At 41.6% G+C, this 20726-nt stretch carries 25 protein-coding genes; 8 read left to right on the top strand and 17 right to left on the bottom strand.

The annotated features are described in order from the left end of the window. Window positions 1-71: 71 nt before the first annotated feature. Window positions 72-398: a hypothetical protein gene (locus tag DK188_RS06270; RefSeq protein ID WP_157963180.1), complete on the bottom strand. Its 327-nt coding sequence runs from the start codon at window positions 396-398 to the stop codon at window positions 72-74. Between the two features lie 392 nt (window positions 399-790). Here DK188_RS06270 and DK188_RS06265 point away from each other — a divergent pair, with 392 nt between their 5' ends. Both DK188_RS06265 and DK188_RS06260 read left to right on the top strand, forming a co-directional pair. Continuing rightward, window positions 791-1207 (top strand): helix-turn-helix domain-containing protein, encoded by a 417-nt coding sequence (locus DK188_RS06265; RefSeq protein WP_111669957.1) that lies wholly within the window; start codon window positions 791-793, stop codon window positions 1205-1207. Between the two features lie 65 nt (window positions 1208-1272). Next, on the top strand, window positions 1273-1788 hold the full coding sequence (locus DK188_RS06260; protein ID WP_157963179.1) for a hypothetical protein: 516 nt from the start codon (window positions 1273-1275) through the stop codon (window positions 1786-1788). Window positions 1789-1897: 109 nt separating this feature from the next. On the opposite strand, the gene DK188_RS06255 is transcribed toward DK188_RS06260, so the two are convergent. Continuing rightward, the gene (locus tag DK188_RS06255; RefSeq protein ID WP_111669955.1) at window positions 1898-2407 is read right to left on the bottom strand and encodes a PIN domain-containing protein; all 510 of its coding nucleotides are present in this window, start codon (window positions 2405-2407) and stop codon (window positions 1898-1900) included. Then, complete coding sequence (locus DK188_RS06250) at window positions 2407-3486, bottom strand: helix-turn-helix domain-containing protein (protein WP_111669954.1); 1080 nt, start codon at window positions 3484-3486, stop codon at window positions 2407-2409. The genes DK188_RS06255 and DK188_RS06250 overlap by 1 nt, the downstream gene beginning before the upstream one ends. Window positions 3487-3794: 308 nt before the next feature. Between DK188_RS06250 and DK188_RS06245 the strand changes: the two genes are divergently transcribed. The 3 genes from DK188_RS06245 to DK188_RS06235 are packed head-to-tail and all read left to right on the top strand — an operon-like array spanning window position 3795 to window position 5148. Then, a complete protein-coding gene (locus tag DK188_RS06245; protein WP_111669953.1) occupies window positions 3795-4283 on the top strand; it encodes a hypothetical protein in 489 nt (162 codons plus the stop codon). Window positions 4284-4293: 10 nt separating this feature from the next. Beyond that, window positions 4294-4704, top strand: a complete 411-nt coding sequence (locus DK188_RS06240; protein ID WP_111669952.1) for a helix-turn-helix domain-containing protein — start codon at window positions 4294-4296, stop codon at window positions 4702-4704. Between the two features lie 57 nt (window positions 4705-4761). Further along, window positions 4762-5148, top strand: coding sequence for a hypothetical protein (locus tag DK188_RS06235; protein ID WP_157963178.1), 387 nt, complete (start codon window positions 4762-4764; stop codon window positions 5146-5148). A gap of 302 nt (window positions 5149-5450) precedes the next feature. Here the strand turns inward: DK188_RS06235 and DK188_RS06230 are convergent, their stop codons facing one another. Genes DK188_RS06230 through DK188_RS21770 form a run of 5 tightly spaced genes read right to left on the bottom strand, consistent with a single transcriptional unit; the run spans window position 5451 to window position 7388 of the window. After that, window positions 5451-5888: a hypothetical protein gene (locus tag DK188_RS06230; RefSeq protein ID WP_111669950.1), complete on the bottom strand. Its 438-nt coding sequence runs from the start codon at window positions 5886-5888 to the stop codon at window positions 5451-5453. Window positions 5889-5911: 23 nt separating this feature from the next. Further along, window positions 5912-6370 (bottom strand): preprotein translocase subunit SecB, encoded by a 459-nt coding sequence (locus DK188_RS06225; protein WP_111669949.1) that lies wholly within the window; start codon window positions 6368-6370, stop codon window positions 5912-5914. Next, window positions 6367-6804 carry a helix-turn-helix domain-containing protein gene (locus DK188_RS06220; RefSeq protein ID WP_111669948.1) on the bottom strand — a complete coding sequence of 146 codons (438 nt, stop codon included), beginning with the start codon at window positions 6802-6804 and terminating at the stop codon, window positions 6367-6369. The genes DK188_RS06225 and DK188_RS06220 overlap by 4 nt, the downstream gene beginning before the upstream one ends. Further along, a complete protein-coding gene (locus DK188_RS06215) occupies window positions 6801-7226 on the bottom strand; it encodes a hypothetical protein (RefSeq protein ID WP_111669947.1) in 426 nt (141 codons plus the stop codon). The genes DK188_RS06220 and DK188_RS06215 overlap by 4 nt, the downstream gene beginning before the upstream one ends. Before the next feature lie 33 nt (window positions 7227-7259). After that, window positions 7260-7388 (bottom strand): hypothetical protein, encoded by a 129-nt coding sequence (locus tag DK188_RS21770; RefSeq protein ID WP_262512131.1) that lies wholly within the window; start codon window positions 7386-7388, stop codon window positions 7260-7262. A gap of 419 nt (window positions 7389-7807) precedes the next feature. Between DK188_RS21770 and DK188_RS06210 the strand changes: the two genes are divergently transcribed. After that, window positions 7808-8470: a DUF6266 family protein gene (locus DK188_RS06210; RefSeq protein ID WP_111669946.1), complete on the top strand. Its 663-nt coding sequence runs from the start codon at window positions 7808-7810 to the stop codon at window positions 8468-8470. 150 nt (window positions 8471-8620) lie between these two features. Then, window positions 8621-9496 (top strand): sulfite exporter TauE/SafE family protein, encoded by an 876-nt coding sequence (locus DK188_RS06205; protein ID WP_111669945.1) that lies wholly within the window; start codon window positions 8621-8623, stop codon window positions 9494-9496. A gap of 61 nt (window positions 9497-9557) precedes the next feature. Here the strand turns inward: DK188_RS06205 and DK188_RS06200 are convergent, their stop codons facing one another. Beyond that, window positions 9558-12101, bottom strand: a complete 2544-nt coding sequence (locus tag DK188_RS06200) for a TonB-dependent receptor (protein ID WP_111669944.1) — start codon at window positions 12099-12101, stop codon at window positions 9558-9560. 293 nt (window positions 12102-12394) lie between these two features. On the opposite strand from DK188_RS06200, the gene DK188_RS06195 reads away from it, so the two are divergent. After that, window positions 12395-12811, top strand: a complete 417-nt coding sequence (locus tag DK188_RS06195; protein WP_111669943.1) for an RrF2 family transcriptional regulator — start codon at window positions 12395-12397, stop codon at window positions 12809-12811. 289 nt (window positions 12812-13100) lie between these two features. On the opposite strand, the gene DK188_RS06190 is transcribed toward DK188_RS06195, so the two are convergent. The 8 genes from DK188_RS06190 to DK188_RS06155 all read right to left on the bottom strand — a co-directional run bounded on the left by DK188_RS06190 (window position 13101) and on the right by DK188_RS06155 (window position 20637). Continuing rightward, window positions 13101-13958 (bottom strand): peptidylprolyl isomerase, encoded by an 858-nt coding sequence (locus tag DK188_RS06190; protein WP_111669942.1) that lies wholly within the window; start codon window positions 13956-13958, stop codon window positions 13101-13103. 8 nt (window positions 13959-13966) lie between these two features. Continuing rightward, window positions 13967-14800, bottom strand: a complete 834-nt coding sequence (locus tag DK188_RS06185) for an OmpA family protein (protein ID WP_111669941.1) — start codon at window positions 14798-14800, stop codon at window positions 13967-13969. A gap of 139 nt (window positions 14801-14939) precedes the next feature. After that, window positions 14940-17600, bottom strand: coding sequence for a DUF7133 domain-containing protein (locus DK188_RS06180; RefSeq protein ID WP_111669940.1), 2661 nt, complete (start codon window positions 17598-17600; stop codon window positions 14940-14942). 501 nt (window positions 17601-18101) lie between these two features. After that, a complete protein-coding gene (locus DK188_RS06175) occupies window positions 18102-18566 on the bottom strand; it encodes a hypothetical protein (RefSeq protein ID WP_111669939.1) in 465 nt (154 codons plus the stop codon). Between the two features lie 251 nt (window positions 18567-18817). Further along, window positions 18818-19120, bottom strand: coding sequence for a hypothetical protein (locus tag DK188_RS06170; RefSeq protein ID WP_157963177.1), 303 nt, complete (start codon window positions 19118-19120; stop codon window positions 18818-18820). Window positions 19121-19376: 256 nt separating this feature from the next. After that, entirely contained in the window at window positions 19377-19736 is a 360-nt protein-coding gene (locus tag DK188_RS06165; RefSeq protein WP_111669937.1) for a diacylglycerol kinase, read from the bottom strand. A gap of 153 nt (window positions 19737-19889) precedes the next feature. Further along, window positions 19890-20090: a DUF5683 domain-containing protein gene (locus DK188_RS06160; RefSeq protein WP_111669936.1), complete on the bottom strand. Its 201-nt coding sequence runs from the start codon at window positions 20088-20090 to the stop codon at window positions 19890-19892. Window positions 20091-20133: 43 nt separating this feature from the next. Beyond that, window positions 20134-20637 (bottom strand): SRPBCC family protein, encoded by a 504-nt coding sequence (locus DK188_RS06155; RefSeq protein ID WP_111669935.1) that lies wholly within the window; start codon window positions 20635-20637, stop codon window positions 20134-20136. Window positions 20638-20726 lie beyond the last annotated feature (89 nt).

The raw sequence follows: 20726 nt of genomic DNA, 5'->3' as shown, positions 1-20726 counted from the left end.
TACCAAATAATTACACTGAGGTTGAATCTTAACGTTATACTTAATCTCCTAGACAATTAACGGCTGATGATTTAGGTGATCTCGATTTTTTTAACCTTTTGAAATAAGGTTAAATAACATTGATCAACCAAGGGTCTCAAATCCAATCCATGGGGTGAAATCGGATAAGAAGTGCTTTTGTACATAAAGGATTGATAGATATCCATGAAAGTATCCATTTCCTCATCTGCCCTAAATCCCATCCAATTTGCGATCAACTGGTATAAATTAAGAAAATGGTAATCCATTGGAGCCAATTGAAGTGCTTCCAAACCGAAGATCAACTGACTGTGCCGAAGGTCTGCAAGGATCAACTCTTTGATCAAGGTTTCGAGTGATTGGGTTTGCTTGGTTTCCATGATCGCTACAATTTGAAGTTTCTGAAATTGTTTGATCGAATTTTTTAAAATGCCCATGACTATCCTATTCCGATTTTGGATAAAATATCCCCTTCCAATCACTATTTTACCTAAGAATTAAATTTCTGTTTTATCCTCCGTTTGGTGATTTTTTTTAAATTTGATATGGGTAACCTATCGCATAAACATCGCCCCGGTTTGTGTCTTCACAAACTGGAAAAATGAATTACTGCCAATGATTGTCAGTCCGAGCGGAGTCGAGGACTCTTCGACTCCGCTCAGAGTGACATTAATCGAGAATTTCGCTCTGAGCATCTGACTAACCTGAGTCAGAAAGTTCCAAGGGTTGGCAAATGATAAATTACCACAAACCGGAATAAAAACTATAAACCATGAGCGAATCCCCATCCAAATCCATCCACCAGGGCAGAAACGTCAAACGCTTCCGGGAAATGCTCGGCATCAAACAAGAAGCTTTGGCTTACGAACTAGGGGAGGACTGGAACCAGAAAAAGATCTCCCTACTCGAGCAAAAGGAAGAAATCGAAGCCAGCCTACTCGCTCAAATCGCCGAGGTGCTTAAACTTCCTGTAGAAGCTTTCCAAAACTTTGATGAGGAACAGGCAGTGAATATTATTGCAAATACTTTTCATGACGAAGCATCTGCCTATGTTGAGCAATACAAGTGTCAGTTTAATCCTATAGATAAAATCATCCAGCTCCATGAGGAGAAAATCGCACTATACGAGCGAATGCTGAAAGAGAAGGACGAGATGATGGCGAGGTTGGAGAAGTTGATTGGGGGGTAAGTAAAATCTATCAATAAATATCTATGATTTTTAAAAAGTTAATTCTTTCAATTGTTCTCCTTTTTTTGGGGAATTTATTACTAGCTCAAGAGTCAATAGATCAGGTAAAAAGCATCAATGGACTGGAGTTATCCTCTTCCCTACAGAGTCTGAAAAGTGATCTACAATTGATCACAGGTAATGAAACAATCTTTCAAAACCATGATTACTTAGCAAGACACGTCAAAAGGAACTTAGAGATCGGAGTTCTAGAGGGCATCTATCTTGGTCACACCTTGAATATTGTAAATGGTATTGAATCGCCGGATCTAAGAGTGACTTATTTCGCTGATTCGTTATTCAAATGCAGGTGGACTTTTGACAAGCAGGGCTTCCCGAATCCAAAGGAGGTCTTTAAAAACTTCATTTCTTACTTTTCGAATAAATTCGGACCAGCTACTGAAACTCAATTCGGCGACACGTTTATCTGGAAAGGAGAAGTGAATCGGCTAATGGTTAACTATTACGAAGGCACGATACAGATCGAGTGGAGAGATGACACCGTCGAAACTAAGACGAAGGGACTATTTAAAGCACAATAAGAATTACCGGCTCTAAATGTTTGAAGCCATTAAATAATCCTTCCGTTTTAAACATTGTAATTTTTAAGAATAGGTTTCCTAAAACTATTTTTGCTTTCAGTTACAGTCTTTATTTCTCCCAAAGAGACAATCTTTTCTCTATTTCCTTTTTCATCATTGTCACTTTAAACATAGAATTTACTTGGGGCATTCTGGTTAATATGCCAATTGCATTCGATTTGGAAACAAGCATTCCATCAACCAACTGATCCAATATCCAGAAAATCCCATGGTAGGGGAGGTTTAGTTTGCCTGCAAAGTCACGAACCAGCTTATCACTGCTGATGACAATCGCGCCGCCAAGTTTCCTCGCCAAAAAGAGTACAGAACGGTCTTCCTGCGATAATCCTCGGGGAAAAGTAATCTGCTTCATTTCCTGAAAATCATCGTCCTTTAGATTGTGCACATGTAGTTTGCCGACGGATTGGTTGGCTTGCAGAATTTGCTTTTGTTCTGGATAGAGTTCATTGAATACGGCCACAGTGGTGTGTAATTCAAGATCGAGTTGAAAAAACGAAGTAATCATATCCAGCTCGATCAGGTCTATTAAAATACAGGCATCCGTAACCGCTACTCGCATCAAATCACCATGTTTTCCTTTCTGAATTCCGCCAGTTTCTGATTCTTAAGCGCCGCGGCCTTGCTCATGGAGATGAAGTCTTCTGCTAAAGCCCGGAAAAGTAATTGGGAAAATCGGTTAGAATGCTCAGTACCCACAAAGTCTACGGGCTCGGTTTTCCGATAGCCCAATTGATTAAAGACTGCATAAAACTGCCTGAAGTAATTATCGGATATCAGGCCTACATTCTTGGCACGAAAGACCAAGGCTTGCATAGAAATTCCATACTGCTGCTTGATAGCGGCCAATTCGTTAAAAGAAAGTTTGCTTCTCTTTCCACCTAATTCATTTTTTAAAGTTTCTGCAGGAATCAGCATCGCAGTTGCAAAAGCATGACAATACCTTTCTTTATCTCTCTCCGGTAAATGATTTACTTCCAAGAGCAAATGCGCCAATTCATGCAAGGCAGTAAATCTTTTTCTGTCAGGCGCATCATTCAGCTTTGCCTTATTGAGGACAATCAACGGAATATTTTTCCCATTCACCCAGGTAGAAAACCCGTCAAACTCCTCGGTGGATTCAATTTCCAACACCTTTACATGGTGATCTTCCAAAAGTTCGATCACGTTGGAAAGCGGTCCGGTACCCAATCCCCAATGGTTTCGTAAAGTCTGTGCTGCTTCTTCTATGTCCTGCTGAGAACTAATCGATATATGGGAGATGGGATTTTCAAACCGGGTTTCAATTCCCAGAATCTGCTCCAGTTCCAGATATCTTCCCAATTCGTCTTTGGCAATCTCCACAATTCGGATTCGCTCCTTTGCGGGAAATACCCTCAATCTTGGATTTTCTTGAATATCAATTTCTAGAACTTGAGATGAGAAAAAATAATCTGGACGCACTCCAAGTGCTTCGGATAGGATTCCGATCATTTCACTATCTGGGATAACCTGCCCCAACTCGTACTTGCTAAGGGATTGCTTGGTGATCTGATTGGGAATTTTGTCAGCCAAGCCCTGTAGGGAAAGTCCATTCATCAGTCGGGCTGATTTGAGGCGGCTTGAGAAATTACTCAACCTATTTTTCAATTCGGTGTCCATATCAACTTATTTTGGTTGACAAATTAAATAAATAAACAAAAAACGTCAACCATTCGATATAGCAGAAAAATTAATCCATTTCCAATTTTTGATATATTTCTGGAACCTTTAAATTGGATTTTTCTGATTTTGGAAATACGGGGGACGAAAAGGAATCAGAAGATTTCACTATTCGACAAAGAGGCTCTCTTTATTTCACCTTAGATGACCACGGCAGAAGAATTTTTGTGGATTTAGATTGCTGGTCAAACTTAAATAAAAATTTTACTTTAAAGTAAAATAATGTAATTTTGAACTTCTTCATATAAATGCAATTCGAACTAGTTAAAATTGAAGAATTAAGCGGGAAAAAGGCTTCCATTTACACAGTCTTGCTTTATGATGAGGATGACTCTCTTTTTAATCGGTTTCTAAATGAAAATTCAATTACATTTAAAAGTGAAATATTGGATATCCTTTCAAGATTAAGGACTATTGCCAACAAAACTGGAGCACGAGAAGGATTTTTCAAATTAAATGAAGGAAAGCCAGGCGATGGAATTTGTGCCTTGTACGATCAACCGGGAAGTAATCTCCGTTTATACTGTATCAGATTTGGGCATGAGTTAATCATCTTGGGAGGTGGAGGGCCTAAATCAAAGGAAATCCGTGCATTACAGGAAAGTGAAAAATTAAAAACGGAGAATTATCAATTGAGGGAAATAGCTCAAAACATCATGACATCCTTGAAGGAAAAGAACATTTGGTTTTCCGGTGACTTTCTTGATTTTGAAGGGGAATTGAAATTTGAGGAATAGAAATAAAACTATGTCAGAATTAAAAAAAGGAATACTTGCCTCTCTTCTAAGCGAGATTGACCCATTGGAGCAAGCCAAAACAGACGCCAAGATGGAAATCGCGGCTAAGATCGCGCAAGCCATGGAAGCGAAAAAGTGGAAAAAGAAGGATCTATTGAACGTGGTGGGAAAGGACAATCCTTCTATCATCACCAAATGGCTTTCCGGTACTCATAATTTCACCATCGACACCTTGGTGGAATTAGAGAAAGCCCTTTCCATTTCCTTGATTAATAGGGAAGTCAAGAATCCTGTTATGATTGAATATCATTTGCATATCAGCCAAGAGATAGACAAACCGGAGAAGAATAGTTATTTCAACGAAATTATGACTTCCACTTTTGTCAGTGAGCAAAGCAAATCTGTTCAATTTCAAGCTTAAGGTTCGAGCACTATGCCTAATCAAGACTCAGAAAATATCAGCTTTCAAATAAGGGGAATGGAAATTTTAGACTCATGTCTGAATGCGCCCTCCTCGCCTTTGCCTCAAAATCCAAAATTTCAATTCGATTTAGCAATTGAACATCGGATAAATCTGGAAAATAATCTGGTGATCGTAATCTGTAAAGTCGGAATCAGAAATGAATCCAAGGAAACTTTATTTGGTGAATTGCGCGGCAGCTGCATTTTCTTTGTAGAAAAGCTGAAGGACTATTTTGATACGGAAACCAACAAGCTGAGCCTTCCTGATGATTTTGTGGTAACGCTGAATTCCGTAACGATCTCATCCATGCGAGGGCTGATGTTCTCGTTTTTCAGAGGGACATTTCTCCATCAGGCAGTTCTTCCGATCATAGATCCAAAATCATTCGAAAAGAATACTTAAGTCGGGTCTGATACCCTACAAGCTGCGCCAAATCACCTACCTCACCACCATGGATTTTCTCTGCCAAGCAGTCAAGAATGGTCAACTCAACGAGTCAGACTGCGACGATTTTATCAAACGGGTAATCAAGTCAGGAAGCAGGCTTCCAGTGAAGAAGTGGGGGGAGTATGAGTGCCAAATTAAAGAAGCTATATAGCTACTTTTTTGGGGGTGCTGGTTTAACCGGAGGGGTAGGGATTGTTCGGCCTTTGTTCCCTTTGTCAGGATTGGCTGGTTTGATAATTGGTTGTGGACGATGTTCTTTAGCCATGATTATAAGCGTTTATAGCTGCAAATAGTAAGATGCTTGCAATGCCAATTCCAAGTGAAATAATTGAGATGATGTTCAGTACTGAAATAACCTTGTTCCTCTCTTTTATTTTACAAGTGAGTTTTTCATGGACCATTCCATCGTCCAAATTCTGAATAGTCTTCTCATTGAATCGGCTTGATAAATAGTGGGAAATTAGGTTGATCAATAGGGTTGAAGCCAGAAATCCCCAACCAGCTATTAGAATCCATTTATGGGTAGAGTGATCGAGAGGACTGATTTTCTCCACAAAAGTGAGTGTGATAATAAGGGCTCCTGAGGATATGAACGTAATGTATTTTTCAAAGTCATCATCACTTTTAGCCTTCTGTTCGAGAATTGTTAATCTATATTCTCTCCATTCTTGAATTTCTTTTTTGCTTTTCCCCATGCATACTTAAGGTTTGAAAATCGCTAGCTCTCTTTTTCCAATTCCCCGGCCTTATCTCTCAACAACTGCGAAATATCGATCGGAGGCAATAAATATCCTCCCATGGGACCAAGATTGGTGATTTGATACATGATGTTTCTGAGGTTATTGATCATCATGTTAAGGGTAGAAAACTGGCTAAGATTATTTCTCAACCCTTCATCCACATTTTCAGGATCTTGAATTCGGAATGTTCCTCCTCCTTCAACCATTAATTTATATCCAGGCAAAGATTTCTTCTTTCCAAAATTCACTTCGATTTTGGTAAATAGTTGGATTTCACCCTCCACATCTGTTTTCCCAATTCCAAAATCAATGTCAACCGGATAGGATTGAAAGAGGTCTTTGATGTTTATTTCTTCATCATCTGGGATGATGAACTCGTAGCGGGACTCCAAGAGTTTGAAATCCAATAATTGTAAGGGAGAAAATTTCGCTTTCATCCGGCCATGGCAATTGAATCCTGATCAGCATAGCTTACCGCCATTACCGTATGAGGATTAGTGACTTGGTTTTTTAATTTTAGATACTCTTGGGTCTTTGACCACCGCTGATGATAAGCCATAAGCTCTTCCTGAACTTTCTCTTGGAGAAGTTCCTCGGTCATGACTTTAAATTCCAGACCTAACTCCATGGACATTCTTGCCAGAATATTCCAGTTGGGCTTCTTATCCCCACGGAATAACTGGGTAATGAAGGAGGCAGAGGTTCCGATTTTTTCGGCCAACTCCTTTTTGGAGATTTTTTCCATTTCCATCTTGCGATCTACCAATCCCAAAAACTGTAAAGCCAATACATCGGCCAAAGAGGAAACACGGTCCTCATAAGAAATCTCATTGAAGAGATTTTCCCATTCATTTTTGATAGAATCTGTCATGATTTAGGGTTTAAGTCGTACTCGTACTTGGACACTCTTCTGATAATTGCTTTTTCTGTCGATGTCAGTTTTTGGGATTTCTTCTTTTCAAGAAGTTCTATCCCAATGATGACAAATCGCTCCGTGTCGCCATCAGCAAATTGCTGGCAATAGATCCTGGGATTTTTCTTCCCTTTAAACAGTTTAATAGCGGTAACCTTTTCACAACCTTTTTCAAAATCCTCCTTGTCATACAAATCCCTAGGAGCTTGGTGGTTTAAAATCATTTCGACGGCTGTGTTGAACTTCTTTAAGTTTGCTGAATCAGATTTCAAAAAAGCCATGATTTCCCCAGAATTTTCCTCGTCTAGGTAAAGGGCCTTTTTGCCATCGTTCGAAACTTTGATCAGTTCTGCCTTTCTTTTCACGTCAAAATTAAGCAATAGGTTAATTTAATCAAACCATTTATAAAAAATCTACTCTTTCCCATAATTTTCCACGCCCTCCGCCACTATCCCCATTTCCCCAATCTCCCTCACATACTCCTTCACTTCCTGCCCGACCAACTCCCCACGAAATGCCTTTGCTAAATTCGCCTGTGGCATTTGATCAATCTTGGCTTTTAGGCTTTGGTATTAATACTTAGGAATTCATCGAAGATATGAATTCAATTCTAAAACATATAGTTAGAATGGATTGAATGAGACTAATTTTCTTTAATTATATATGGAAAATTACAGATACAAACTGTAATGGATAGTATCAAAATTTCCCTTTCTTCTACTTAATATTCCAACTCTTTCTGCCTATTTCCCCGCCATCATTTTGAGGAAAAAAGTTAGGAGGTCTTAAGGTAAAACCAATCCAAAACCAATCTTAATGCTAAATAAAACCTTATAAAATTCCTTTATTTAATGGGTTTATGTTCGTTTTGAACAACAGATATTTAAAGTTAATTATTTGAATACTTGTGTATTACCATATGTTTTGATAAACTTACTAAGCAGTTTAAACTAAAGAAACTATGGCCAGAGTATCAAATACCCTCCTGAACGGTATCAAGGGAACCATGGGGGACATGATTTTTTATGAAATAAACGGAGTCACATACACCCGGAGAAAGCCTGCCAAGCGGACCAATGCAGAAAAAAAACGGATGAAAAAGTCCCCGCTAAATGAACGGTCCCAAGGGATGTTTTCCTCAGTGCAGAAGTACCTTAAGACACTTCGAAGGGCCATTGCGTTTGGCTACCAGGAGTTCTCACATGGAGCAAGTATGCCTTATCATGCTTGTGTTTCATACACACGTAAAAACTGTTTTGCTTTGGATGGGAAGGACTATCGCATTGATCCAGCATTGATCAAAGTAAGTAGGGGATCGCTGATGCCAGCAGAAGATGCCAAAGCTGAAAAAACAACAGATGGAATACGGTTTACGTGGAGAAATAATTCTTGGATTTCCAGTGCCAAGCCTTGGGATCGGGCATTTATTGTGATTCATGATCTGAGTAATTCCGCAATGGAATGGGTGGATTTGGGGAATACTAGAGAACAAGGTGAGCAACTTTTGAATCTGGATTCATACTATTCAAATAAATCTTGGCATGCCTATTTGGCCTTTAGCCAACAAGATCCTTATTCCAAGAAGCGTACCCTGTCAGATTCGGTTTATTTGGGACTGGTTTAGCCCCTGAATTCTAAAAATTAATGGGTTACTTTTCTTGAAGTTAGATTTTGAACATTATCAATGCGTATTTTTTTAATCCTATAAAAATGGTAGGAAATATAGAATAAGTTTTAATTTTGGATTTCTATCGATTTTCAACCTATTAAATCCATGCAGAAACTTATTGTCAGACTCCGAAATGAGCCTTTTTGGACCATGTTCTTTGCATTTGCAGGCATGATTTTTTTCTTGATGGTCACACAGACTTTGACTCAATCCATCAAAAGTTGGGAGTTGGACACTGAGATGTTTTTATGGTTCCTGCTGGTAGGCTTTGTGGCGCAGAGTATTGACGGAGCGCTAGGAATGGCTTATGGCGTAAGTTGCAACTCGATTCTCTTGGGAATAGGAATCCCACCTGCAGCAGCATCTGCTTGGGTTCACTTTGCACAGGTGTTTACCAGTTTGGCATCCGGGATTTCCCATTGGAAAATGGGGAATGTTGATTGGAAACTTGCCAAGAAACTGCTTATTCCCGGGGTACTAGGTTCGATGTTAGGGGCGTTTTTGCTTTCCAATGTAGATGGGGATTTGGTCAAGCCGGTGATTGCAGTTTATTTGTTGGTGATGGGATTTGTGATCCTGAGAAAAGCGAGGAGGAGTCATCATGCGACCAAATTCAATCGGGAAAGCAGAAGTCTTCCTGTATTGGCCACTACAGGCGGTTTTGCCGATGCCATCGGCGGGGGAGGCTGGGGCCCAATAGTAAACAGCACGCTGCTCAGCAAGGGGAAAATAGCCCGTTACGCCATCGGAACAGGTAATTTTGTTGAGTTTTTTGTTTCTCTAGCCAGTGCATCTACTTTCTTGTTTTTTGTGAAAGAGCTCAGTTTGGCACCGGTACTTGGTTTGATTCTAGGAGGGGTGATCGCCGCGCCTTTTGCCGCCTATATCTGTAAACTAGTTAAACCAAAGCATCTGATGATTGCGGTTGGGGTTCTGATTATCCTGTTAAGCTTGCGTACTTTTTATATTTCAATGTTCTAGCCAAGACCCGAGCTTTTAACTTCTCGGGTCTTCATTTGCTAGTCTATAAGTAGTAGTTTTTTTAGAATTCATATTTCAAAGTGAGTCCATAGGTGGCCGGATCACCCAAGACCGCTGCAAAATGGCCGGCGTTTCCAGCCGCCGGAAGTAGCTGTTCATAGTAATTGGTATTCAATAAGTTTCTAGCCCAGATGAATGCTGAAAAACCTTCTTTTACTCTATACCCTACTCTTGCATTGACTAAGGCATAGCCATCTACATTGAGGAATTGGGAGGGAGAAGGGCTGGAGGAAAATTCAGACCGGAAGAATACATCAGATCCTGCGAAAAAGCTTCCAGCAGTTCCGAAGAATTTGGCAGGTTTGGAATACTCACCTCCAAATGAACCCGCCCATTTGGAAACACCTGGAAGTCTCCCGCCTGAAATGTCCTTAAATGCGGACTCTCCACCAGTTTCTTCTAAAGGAACTGTAGCATTGGGGAAGGAAACATAGATCGCGTCTGTGTAAGCCAAAGCACCTGTAAATGAGAATTGGGAACTGAGTCGAACACTGCCGTCCAATTCTAGACCTAGAACTCGGACTTCTTCAGCGTTAGCTAGGTATCCACGATTTACGCCGACTTCTGCTGTTTGGACGAGCGTCTGATAATTTTCAATGTTAGTATTATGAAATACCAAGTTTACTGTTGACCCTTTAGTTGGACTAGTTTTGATTCCAAGTTCATAGTGAACCACATATTCTGGCAGTACTTCGGCCAATTCAAGAAGCGGTTGCCCTGCCACTGAAGGTAGCCCTCCCAGATTGATCCCTATTGGTTTGTAGCTGGAGGATAAAGTACTGAACGCATTGATTTTGTCATTAAATGAATAGGCAATTGTTGCTTGTCCTGACCAATTCTGATCTTCCACATTGGCTTGAAAGCTCTGAGAAGAATATACCGAACGCTTGATAGCCAAAAGTGCTGGATCATCTGTCTCTAGTCCTCCATACGCTACCCGGTCATAATCCACCTCTTTTTGGTCGTAATTAAAGCGGATTCCGGGAAGGAAATGAAGTTTCTCCGTGATTGCCCAATCCAGCTGACCGAACACTGCCGCACTGGCTGATTCTAGGAGGGAGGTAGTTCTGATTCCGTAACCTTCCAGTAATCCAGGAGTAGCCCAGAGCGGACTGGTGGTGTTTTGAGCGAATCTCCATTGAGCAGCTCCGGATTCTTCGGTGTGGAATGGAGTTGTTTTAAGATTTTGACTTAAGTAAAATACTCCGAATACGCCACTGAGTTTTTTGGAGAAATCACCTGCATAGCGAATCTCCTGTGAAAATTGATCATGTCGGGAAGGCGCTTGGGAAAGTGTCAATACCGGTAATCCGGTAAAATCCCGGTCATTGGAAGGTCCCCAGTTCCAATATCTCCAAGCAGTGGTTGAGGTCAAGGTTCCTTCTCCGATTTGGATATCTGCATTGAATGAAAGTCCACCCAGATCATTGTTTGATCTCCAAGGCGTATCATGATCAACTATACGGTCAAAAGCATTTCTGGTGGGTAATTCATAATTCAAATCAGCAATGATTTGCTCAAATCGTCGATAGGGAGCCCGCTGGGTTTCGACTACCCCGGCTACCACCTGAGCATAGCCGTCCGGTCGCTGAGTGCTTGCATCACCGGCCAGGATAATTTCCACCTTGCTGGAAGGATTGTACAGCAACTGCCCTCTGAATCCGAGGTTATTGAGGTCGTTCATGAATCTCCCGGTTTGGATATTCTCTAGGGTTCCATTTCGTTGAGTACCTGAAAAAGAAACCCTTGCAGCAAGTTTTTGGGATAGGGGACCGGTAACTGAAGCCCTTGCCTGTACAAATCCAAAATTCCCATAACTCAACTCCACCGTTCCTCCTGGAGTATAGCTTGGCAGTCGGGTGGAAATATTTAAGGCACCTGCCGTGGTATTTTTCCCAAAGAGTGTCCCTTGGGGCCCTCGGAGTACTTCGATCTGCTCGATATCGATAAAATCCAAAGTAGTCGCTGCCGGTCTGGCATAGTATACTCCATCCACATAGAATCCAACGCCTGGATCAATCCCGTCATTGGTCAGTCCAAATGTGGATCCAAGTCCCCTGATGTTCAGGGTAGTATTCCTAGGATTAGAGGAATAAAGCTGAACTGTGGGCACCAATTCTTTTACTCGATTGACGTTAAATGATCCTGTCTCCTCGATTTTGGGACCTCCAACTACTGAGATTGGAATGGGTACTTTTTGAACTTCCTCAGTTCTTCTTCTGGCGGTAATGAGGACTTCAGCTATTTCAAGGTCCTCTTCCATTAAAATTTCCAAGTAATCCTCAGCCGGAATTGTCAGTTCGGTTTTAAATTCTCTGTAACCCACATAATTGACCTGAATGGTCATCGGGTATCCTTTGTCGTGATTTAGTTGAAAATCACCCGATTCGGAAGTTATAGCATAGGTATTTGATCCAGAGACTACTACAGTCGCACCAATGAGCGGCATTTTTTGACTGTCGAGGACTTTACCTCTGACTATAACTTGAGTCCAAGCTTGTTCTCCAAGTAGAAGGAATAGGAATAAGAGTAGGGAATGCTTCATGGATTAGCAGTTTGATTTGAATAGGTTTTGGAATCAGGAAGGATCTTGAATCACTTGCATAGGTGACTTTTATGACCTGCTTGGTTTCAGAAATAGGTTGATTAATTTAAAAACATATTAAATAGATAAATCCTATAGAAATGATAGGAATTAAAACAAATGTATTACAGATTTTGAATTCAGAAAAAGAATTACGCTTTATTTTTTTTTGAGGGATTTTCAGTGGTTGACCAAACTGGATTTTGACCCAAAATCCATGGTTTTTTGTACTTTCAAGCAACGATTAAATACGCATGCTATCCAAGAGAGCCAAATACGCCATCAAAACCATTCTTTTTCTACAGGATCACCCAGAGTTGGTACCTGCATCTGCAAAGTTGATTTCTGAGAAAGAAACCATTCCGTATAAATTTTTGGAGAATATCCTTCGGGATCTCAAGACTCATCAATTGGTCAAAAGCATAAGAGGTGCGGAAGGTGGGTATGCCCTGGCCAAAGACCCTGCTTTGATCAGTATTGCACAGGTCATGCGCGCTATGGATGGGCCTATTGCACTTATTCCCTGTATCTCTGAGCGGTTTTATGAGTCTTGTCCTGAGTGTACCGATGAAGCTACTTGTAGAATCCGAAAGCTTTTTGCGGAAGTACGGTCTGAAATGGTTCCCATCTTAGAACGGCCCATTACCACACTTGCGCTGCCAAAGGAGTAATTCACCCGATTGAACGATTTTCTTTTGAAAAAGTGAAAAAGAAAAAAGACAGCAAAAAGCTGTCTTTTCCTATTTAAATTAAGTTCTGATTTTCAAGGACTAATCCCGCTTTTTACTTTCCTTTTTTGCTGCTTTGTCAGCACGTTTTTCTTTCAGGGTTTTGGTGGCTTTGGACTTATCGTCCTTTTTTTTGCCTTCTGGTTGCTTTGCCATGAGTTGGGTCGTTTAGTTTAAGTTCAACTTTCAGGAAGGTACAGAAATGGCCATTCGCTTGTTGAGGAACCCTGTTTTATTTTTTTGACACGATGCGCATCCTTAGAATTCTCACCTCTGAAATGGGTCGATCCTGACGGTTCGTTTCTACCGCCGCGATGGAGTCTACCACATCCAAACCTGAAATCACCTCTCCAAAAACCGTATAGTTTTGATCCAAATGCGGGGTTCCGCCGATGGTTTGATACACCAAACGATGCTCCGCTGGGATGGTATACTTTTCAAAATTCCAGTAATTGTCCAATCGTTGATTTAGCCGGGTATTGAGTTCCTTGACTTGGATGCTGTCTTTGGCAGTTCTGGCCATTTCGAGCGAATCAATCAAGGGTTTGTTTGCAGGATCATTGATTCCGTAGTGTCGGGCCAGCATTTTATTGATTCGGCCTTCATTGTGGTTCAGGAGGCTATCATTTTGAATTTTACCTTGTACAATGTAAAACTGAGTGCTGCTGGATGCCCGCTCGGGATTGCCAGTTCGTGCAGCTGCAAGTGCTCCTTTTTTATGAAAAAGGCTAGGGACAATCTCTGCCGGAATCTGATAGGGGAGGTCACTGCTGCCGAGCCGGGCAACAGAATCGGCATATTTACTTTGGGTGTCACCACCTTGAATCATGAATTCTTTGATCACCCGGTGAAAAAGCAGACTATCATAGGTTCCTGACTCCACAAGTTTGACAAAATTATCCCGGTGGAGTGGTGTTTCATCCGAAAGCTGGAGGAGGATCGTTCCAAAATTCGTGACCAACTCTACCTGAATCGGATCCTTGGGGTTCAATGGACGATTCAAAGTGTCCTGTGAGCTTTGAAAACATACCTCGCTCAATTGTAAGAAAATAAGAAGCGATACTATCAGTGAATTAAGGAGCTGGGGCATATTTGGAATCAATTAGATAGGACCATGACCACACGTCGGTTTCGAGCTTTGCCTTCCTCACTGGTATTGGAGGATACAGGGCTCAGCGGTCCAACTCCAAATGCCTTTAGCCTATTGGCTGATATTCCATAGCTTTCTACCAGTGCATTCATGACCGCTTTAGCTCTGAGTTCGGAGAGATTTTGATTGTGAGTCAAATCACCCGTCAGATCCGTGTGGCCTACAAAGAATACGTTCTTGGTTGGGTTGGCGCTGAGATACCCTGCAATCTCCTTAAGCATCGGATCGGATTCGGGCTTGATTTCCGCTTTGTCGGTATCGAAATAGATGCCATAGAAATTAACCTGACCCTCTTCATTGATGATTTTTGCGATGGTAGCAGCATTCAAAAACACCTCTTGGTCTAATGCTGCTTCCCGTAGGGTAAACACCTCATAGGTGCCACTATTGTCCGTTCTGACTTGAATGTAAAAGGTGTCTCCACCTTTTTTTAATTTAAAGTTGATTGTGGCATAATTGTACAAAACCTCCCCGCCGGATTGGATGACAGCGTTTTCGTAGTTTTTGAAAATCTGAACTTTTGAAGGTCGCTGTTCAAAGTCCCCTTGCCATGCATAGGAGGTCTGTGTGAGTTCGCCTGCCTTGGTCATGGTTTGGGTATTACCATTTTCATCCTGATACCTGAATTCCATCTCGTCAAATTTTTTGACTTCACAGAATGAAATGTTATGGTTTGTGAGTGGGGAAAAGAGCGCTTTTTCTTCACATGGAGATGAATTTTGAGCTTGCGTGTGGCAGTTGAAAAGAATGATTGCCAGAAAAATCAGAATTCCGTGTTTCATTTTGTTGATAGCGTAGTTGGTTAAAAATCTTTTCCAAAGAAAATCAAATTGAATAAGTTACTGGGCATAGAAAACAAAAAAAACCGGAAGAATTCTCTTTCCGGTTTATTGGGGTCAGGTTTTTATCTTGTCTCAGAAGTTACTTTTGCAAAGACAAGTAGGTCACTAAAGAGGCCAATTCTTCAAATGAAAGTGAGTTGGCGAGCCCAGCAGGCATCATGGAGTTTTCAAGTTCTTTTCGCTCTTTGATATTCTTTTTTTCCAGCTTGGTAGCGTTTCCTGCAATATCTCTGATGGTCAATTCATCTGAGGATTCTGCTGTGACAAAACCCATGTAGAATTTCCCATCGTTAGTTGTGATCTGAATGGAGGCAAATCCCTGAGAGATCGAGGCATTGGGTTTCAGGATTGATTCGGTAATCTGATCCCTGCTGAGTATCGAGCCGATCTGTCCCATGTAGGGACCTTTGAGCGGCTGTCCTTTTTCGATGCTGTGACAGGCCAAGCAACCTTGGCTGACAAAAAGGCTTTTGCCCTTGACTGCATCTCCTTTGATAGCTGCCACAGCCAGTACTACATCCTCGATTGAAGCGGCACCAACCTGTCCTTTTTTGTTTTTGATGGATTCCAGATCTACGACTGTTTCTTCAACTTCTGGTGAAGTTGCTTCCGTGCCCAATTCCACGATTCCGAGACGGAAGCGATCATTCATTGTGGCGAATTTTGACTTTTGGGATGCGTCAGCCTTGGCATGTTCTTCCAAAAGGAAGGATTTGATCTGCTCAGATTTGTCCCAATCGATTGCTTTGTAATAGGGACCATGGGTATCCGGACGGGTTCCCCACCACCAGCTACCATCGTAGGGCGCTTCCTTTTGGTAAAGTCTGGCAAGAGTACTTAGAATCTCAGCTTCTTTTACTGGATCATCTGTTTTTTCATAGGCTGCCAGCAATCCGTCGAAGGCTTTGGGATCGTGCATCCCTCGTAGAGTCCACAGGGCAAGCCGGTAATTTTCCGAATCTACAGCCTCTACTACTTCCTCTACTGCATTTAGGTCCTGTAGGGCTTTGACTGCCAAGTGAGGAAGAATTATCGAAGAATTCGGTGTGGCATGTGGACCTTCTGTTTCTTTAGCGGGACTTTTTGCAGATGTGGGTACTTGAAAGTCCAGAAGGACGTCTGCGGCTTTTTTGTCACCAAGTCTTCCCAAACCAACCAGTGCTACTGCCTGAACCCGAGGATTGGCATCCTGAGCCGCTGCGATAAATAGGTCTACTGGAACTGATTCCATACAGTTTTTCCGGTCGGTCAAGGCCCGCAGGGCAAATTCCCGAATCTTATCCTCTTCACTAAGTTTGATCAATTCCTGCACTCCTGCAGCGCAGGTGAGTTGGGAGTAAGTGAAAAGTGCGGCAACCCGTGCGTCAAGGGGTAAAATTCGATTTTGTGCGATTTCTAAGGCTGCCGAAGCGGCTTCTGCTTTTGAGCGGGTGAGCAGTTCCTGCTGTGCATCCAGTCGTGTTACCGAATTTCTTGCTTTTAGCAGTTCAGCGAGTTCTTGTACGGAAGCATTTTTCAAATCCATATACGGTTCAAACTTCCAGTCTTTTGGAACGACACGTACCACATAGCCTTTCTCCGGACTACCCCGGTATCCTGCTCCGTCCCAAGCTGCCAGATACATCCTGCCAGTGCCATCCAAATCTACGTCAGTGATTTGCGCCAGCTTAATGAATCGTTCATCTGCCTGAGTAAAACTCGGACCATCCATAGTGACCCTGTGAATGTACAGTTGGCTATTGCCCCAATCAGCCATCATGGGCACATGGTTGTATTTGGCTGGCCAGCGATCATCATCCATGAAATAGGAACCTGTCCCAGATCCACCTCCCAAATCGACCAGTGCAGGAAGAATCTCATCAGTGAAATGCTTAAAAAGGCTAGGGTAGCCATATTCTCCACTTTGGAGGTGATGGATAAATCGAATATTCCAACCTCCACCATCATTGGTATTGCCTCGAGTGTAGATATTCATAAATGGATCAATCGCTACATCATAGATGTTTCTAGTACCATGCGTATAGACTTCCATCCCAGTACCATCAGGTCTTACGCGTACGATTCCCCCACCCAGCATGGTAAGCTTGGTGCCTTCACGGTCTTCCGCATCCACAAAACCAAAGTCCCCTACGGCGATATAGATCCATCCGTCTATTCCCATTCGGATGCCATTGGTGGAGTGGTCGGTTCCCCTGCTTTGCAATTGGTTTTTAGTGCTGATGTTGGTAATCAATGGCCGCGCCGCACCATCTGCTATTCCATCCTGATCTTTGTCTTCAAATACCACCAAGTCCATTCCCTGAGCCAAGCTATCTGCTCCAAATACCGTGTGGAGGACATATACTTTGTCCTTCATTGCGATGAGGCCACGCGGATTGTCCACTTTGGCAAATACGGTGTGAGCATCCATAGTCCCATCATGATCAGTGTCCACCAATCTGACGATACTTCCTTTACCAGGTGTTTTGCCCAAGGAACCGATCATGTCTACCCCCACAAAAACTTCACCTGTAGCTGCTACTGCCAAACAGGAAGGACTCGGGACTATATCCGGTCCCGCAAAATTACTTACCATCAATTCGGTACTGTCCGCTCCAAGACTGTCCAGGTCCAGTCCTTCGTATGAGAAATAGGCTGTTAATTCTCCAAGGTCTGCCCGCTCTGCAGGTGTGTATTTGGTACAAGCTGAAAGAAAAAGGAATCCAAATAGGATAAAAGAAAGTCGTTTGATTTTAGACATTTCAAAAGTTTGTTAGGTAAAAGAAGGTTAAGCTAGTGTTAAGAGCTGCGAAGATATTCGGTATCAAAACCGCAACTATCCTGTTTTTGGTCAAAATATGAGCCTATTCCATCATTTAGATGAATTCTTCAAAAACGATGAATAAATCGATTGGAAGTTATTGAGCGAATTCAGCTGAGAGAAAGATCTGTAATTGAGGCTGAGCTCTAGGAAATCTTATTCCCAAAGATTCACTTTTTGAATTCAAAAGAGATGATTACCAGTATTTCTTCCAGCTTTGAAAATCTTTAGCTTCTGATAGGCAGGCAAAGATCTCCCGCGATAGGGTGCAGACCAATGCAAGTGGGGAAGAAATCCAGTCCAGTTTTCCCGGATACATAAAAATGAAGAGATTTTTAAAAGAGAAACTTCAGTTTCTTCTGGTTTTTAGAACAACTGAAAGAAATGATGACTTTAGAAAGGAATCCTAAAAGCGCCATTACGAAATTCAGAAATTCGCATTTAGCTAACTTCAAATTCCAATTGTCTTCCTTCTTTTTCGGCTTTTTGATCCAGGTAGGTCCCGATGGCCACTCCCAATCCCAATCCAATGGGTAGTCCCGCTCCAAGAAAAGCCATGTTTCCAATTCCAAATCCAAAAATAAGCCCTATCGGCAATCCTAAACCTCCGACTCCCAACGGAATCCAGAGATTCCGGTAGTGATTTCTTGGCACGAGTCCATATTCTTTTTCAAGCTTTTTTAAAATCGTTTTTTGCAATTCCCCCAGCATTTTGGATGTTTCTTCTGTGTTTCCGGGAAATTGACTGATGCTTTGAATTTCTTTATTGAGGTAAGTCACAAATGGATCAGGCAAGTGATGCTTACCTGCAGCAAAAATAAGATTGCTCAGACTGGTAAATTTTTTGGTCAACTTAGGCTCCAAAATATCGACAGAAGGAGAAAGAATAATCGGCTGAATGTTCATGTTAAAAATTGTCTTAAAGTCTAAAGTCTCTGAAAATCTGCAACTTTCCAATAATAGGCCTCAAAAATTCAATATCTGAAGGGTATTATTTTTTTGATGGAGAATAATAGTGGTGAGGAAATAGATGGACTTGACTTAGCAAAAAATCTCGTCAAAATGGGGTCATTGTTTTCATTTTCTAGTGCTAGAAATGCCCTTAAAAACAAAAAGGCGAGGCTTGAAGCCCCGCCTTTTGCGGAAGAATTGGGTTGTTATTTCCCTACAATCAGATAAATGCTCCGGTTATTGTGTTTGGAAAGCAGCTCGGTTTTTTCGAAGGTGCTTTCAAACTGTTCTTTCACCTGAGTGGATTCCCCATAAAATTCAGCAATGACGTTAAGTTCTTTGTCCACTAGGGTGATGGAAGGGAGTTCTTTCATCCCGGTGATTTCGATTTCAAACTTTCCTTCTTCCAACGGTTGATTCCGTTCAGAGTGGTTTGCCTGAGAAAAGCCTACAGTTCCAAAAATCAATGCAGATGATAACAAGACTTTTTTGAAAGAGATGTTCAGCATTTTTGAGTTGGTTTTCATTTTAATTTGAATAAGATGTACTACCCCTCCCAACGAAAGCAATACTCGCAGGTTGCGAGAACTCGAAGTATATTCAATCAATTATTTTATACAATTCATTAAGATTATATAACTATTCTGAAAATGAATAGTTATAGGTTTCAAAACAAATATTTATTCCGGTTGGAATATTTCAGTTTGCCTTATCTAATCGGTTGAATTGTTTCTTTCTAGAAAAAAGAAGATTGGATTTGCGTCTTTAGAAAAAGTATTTCCCATAAATAAGCACTGCGATCGCAAAAGAAGTCAAGGCAGCAAAAGTGACTGATCCAGAAGCAACGTCTTTGATAAAGCCAATTTTCTCATGGTAATCAGGATGAATAAAATCGCATACTTTTTCGACGGCCGTATTCAGACTTTCAATGGCTAGGACGAGTCCGATTGCCAGAAACTGGAGCGCCCAATCCACCCGATCGATCTCAAAATAAAAGCCCAATCCAATAAATACCAAAGCGATGATGCTTTGTGTAATTATAGCATTCTCGGTGGTCAGCAAGAGGAGAAATCCTTTCACTGCGTACTTGATGCTTTTGATTCGACCAATGATAAATCCTGACATGGGAAATGGGAGTTTTTTGCTCGAAAAGTAATGAAAATACCACTCAGTTTTATCCCTGCATCAATGGCTGAGTTTTTCTTTTGTAGAAAGGAAAGTTTCAACTAGGATTGAAGCGGACCTGGAAGAAATTCTAAAGATTTTTGACCGAACTCATCAATCTCTAAAATAAGCATCAAGCATGCAGACGAGGTGTAATAGTAAACCTGGAATGATCATCAAAAAATAGCCAATAATCACTACCGCCATCCAAATCAAACCAACTTTGATTTTCCCGCGGCGCATCTGTCCCCATCCTGGAATCAGAAAAGTGAGGAAGGCCGCAGTGCCTGGATCGATGGTGGAGGATTGTGTCACAGATTCGTTGGGTAAATAAGAGTAGAAGGCCGGATGGTTTGGATTATAACTTAGCTTCTACAATATAGGATTTTAATTTGTCAAATGTCCCTTTGAAGCCCAATTTCATGTTGTCATGGTTTTTGGCAAACAGGTCTTGAGAAGCTGCTGAAGCATGATGGGGATGAGAAATCAGCTTGAGTTCGCAGTGGTCGCCCGAATCGATAAACCGGTATTCGGTCCACATTTCCAGGGGCCAATCCGCACCAAATGGAACTTCTGGAGCAGGAACCGTATCTCCCGCAGGATTGGAGAATGAATTAAGTAGCGTAACTCTTCCGGGCTTTTCTATCTCTAGGTAGTGAAATTTCCCCCACATTTCGAAGCCATTTCCAGCACGGAGTACATAGTGGAATGTGCCTCCGGGTTTGAATTCAAATGTTTTGATTTCAATTTCCATTCCGGAAGGCCCCCACCAGTTTGCCATATGTTCTTTTTTGGCAAAAAACTCAAAAGCAGCGGCTGCAGACACTGGGAGGTTCAATGAGATTTCTAATGGAGGATGCATGACTAATTGTAAGGATTGAGTTAGTAAATATCTTAAATTCAGTGAAATTGAATAGAGGCTTTATTCCGTGTCCAGAATTTTTTCTGTGA

It is taken from the genome of Algoriphagus litoralis (assembly GCF_003259255.1).
Taxonomy (GTDB): domain Bacteria; phylum Bacteroidota; class Bacteroidia; order Cytophagales; family Cyclobacteriaceae; genus Algoriphagus; species Algoriphagus litoralis.
Note: the sequence above shows the minus strand (reverse complement) of the source record. Positions and strands in the feature narration are given on the sequence as shown.